Here is a 2,368-nt window from a genome sequence, read left to right on the forward strand (position 1 = left end):
CGCGGGAGACCAACCTCCCGGACGCGCGGCACGCGGCAGAACCACCTCTCCGACTCGACACACCGTTAGAACGCCACACTGCCCTCACATCGTCGTCGCCGTGCGCCTCCAGCCGCGCTCGTCCCTGAGCGCGGTGCCGTCGAGCGACAGCACGCCGAGGATCCCCTCCACCTCCGCGATGCCGAGCCCCGACCGTCGGGCGACATCCGCCGTCTCGCGCCACGCGCGGACGCTGAGTGCGTCGAGCACGCGGGTGTCGTCACTGGTCGGGCCGCCGGCTTCCCTTGCGTCGAGCCGCCCGGAGAGCGTGGCGCCGAGCAGTTCCATGACGTCGTCGACGCTGGTGACGCACCGCGCGTCGAACTCGCGGAGCAGGCGGTGACAGCCCGCCGACGCGGCCGAAGTGACGGGCCCCGGAACCGCCCCGAGGGGACGCCCGAGCGTCGCCGCGTGTCCGGCCGTATTGAGCGAGCCGCTTCGCCACCCCGCTTCGACCACGACGGTGGCCGATCCCAGAGCCGCGATGAGCCGATTCCGCATCAGAAACCGCCACTTCGTGGGCGCTCCCCCGCACGGCACCTCGCTGACGACGGCACCGGATGACGCGATGCGCTCGAGGAGGTTCGCATGGCCCGCCGGATAGGGCCGGTCGACTCCGCCCGCGAGCAGGGCGAGCGTGCGGCCTCCGGCGGCCAGTGTGGCGCGGTGTGCCATCCCGTCGATGCCATAGGCGGCGCCCGAGACGACCGTCACCCCTCGTCCGGCGAGTTCGGCTCCGAACTCCATCGCAACGTGCTCGCCATAGCCCGTGGCGGCGCGGGCGCCGACGAGCGCGACCGCGGGCTCGGCCCCGGCCAGCGCGGTGAGGTTGCCGCGCACCCAGAGGCAGAGCGGGGCATGCGCTCCGAGGTCGTCGACGAGAGCCGGCCACTCAGGGTCGCCGGGCACGAGCAGACGGATGCGGGCGCGCGCCGCGGTGTCGAGCGCCGTGGCCACCTCGCGCACGTCGAGGCGCGGGGACCACCGCGCGATGCCGGCCGTGAACTCCGCCGGAGTCACGCCCGCGGCATCCGCTGCCGACGCATCCAGCCGCCGCGCCACGACGCACTGGAGCGCCTCCTCGGGCCCCAGCCCGGCGACCAGGCGCCCCGCGACACCATCGCCGGGCTCGACGAGCACGCTCCAGGCGACGAGCGCGAAGATCCTGCGCGCATCTGGATCCGGCACTCCACCGCCCCGCACCGGGGCGAGCCGGGCGAGTATCTCGCGGCCGTTCGGGAACTCGTGCTTCACGAGGAGACGCCCTTCTTCATGAACAGAGCACGACCGATGTCGTGCGTCGTAGGGGTGGTTCGGCCCGCGATGTCGGCGAGCGTCCAGGCGATGCGCAGCACCCGGTCGTAGCCGCGCAGGGTGAGGGCGCCACGGTGCAGCGCGGCATCGAGCGGCCTGCGCACCACCGGCGGCAGTGCCAACGGCCCCTGGCGGAGCCACGGGCCCGACACATGCGCGTTGAGCCGCCACGGCGTCTCCTTCAGCCGATGGGCCGCCCGGGCGCGCGCCTCGACCACCCGCGTGTGCGCGTGCTCGGTGGAGACCGCGTCTCGCGCGAACTCCGCGTGGTGGGCGACGGAGACCCGCGTCAGCCCGAGCTCGATGTCGATGCGATCCAGGAGCGGCCCTGAGAGGCGGCCGAGGTAGCGACGGATCGAGTGCGGGGGACAGACGCAGGCGGCTCCGCGCACGCCGAAGTTGCCGCAAGGGCACGGGTTCGTGGCCATCACGAGCTGGAACCGCGCGGGGAAGGACGCGGTAACCCCGGCCCGATGGATGACGATGGAACCAGACTCCAGCGGTTGGCGCAGGGCATCGAGGGCGTTGGTGGCGAACTCCGCCGCTTCATCGAGGAACAGCACGCCGTGGCTGGCACGGGCGATCGCTCCGGGGCGGACGAGGCGCGATCCCCCGCCGACGAGGGCCGCGACGCTCGCGCTGTGATGCGGGGCCTCGAACGGAGCCCGCTTGGAGAGGCCGAGGACGGGATCTCCCGACAGCGATCGCACGGAGGCCACTTCGAGCGCCGCGGCGTCGTCAAGGGCGGGCAGGATGCCGGGCAGCCGGCTCGCCAGCATCGTCTTGCCCGCTCCAGGCGGGCCGGTCATGAGCAGGTGGTGGCCACCGGCGGCGGCCGCGATCAGCGCCTCGACGGCCTCGCGCTGCCCGACGACATCGACGAGGTCTGCCGGCGCGCTCTCAGCCGTGTCGTGTCGCGGTCCGGCCACCGGCGGCAGCGCGGGAGTCTCGACCTCGGCGCCGTGCCACCGCGCGACGTCTGCCAGCGAGACGGCACCGAGCACCGTCACGCCAT

The 2,368-nt window shown here is 73.6% G+C and carries 2 protein-coding genes; both read right to left on the reverse strand.

Annotated features, from left to right (window positions below; genetic code table 11):
* Positions 1-84 precede the first annotated feature (84 nt).
* Entirely contained in the window at positions 85-1,293 is a 1,209-nt protein-coding gene (gene dprA, locus VNT50_RS03460; RefSeq protein WP_325483705.1) for a DNA-processing protein DprA, read from the reverse strand.
* Positions 1,290-2,368: YifB family Mg chelatase-like AAA ATPase (locus VNT50_RS03465; protein WP_325483706.1), on the reverse strand; the 1,079-nt coding region annotated here is incomplete at its 5' end. The genes dprA and VNT50_RS03465, both read right to left, overlap by 4 nt.

The sequence above is a fragment of the Microbacterium sp. genome, from assembly GCF_035554235.1.
In the GTDB taxonomy this organism is placed as follows: Bacteria; Actinomycetota; Actinomycetes; order Actinomycetales; family Microbacteriaceae; genus Microbacterium.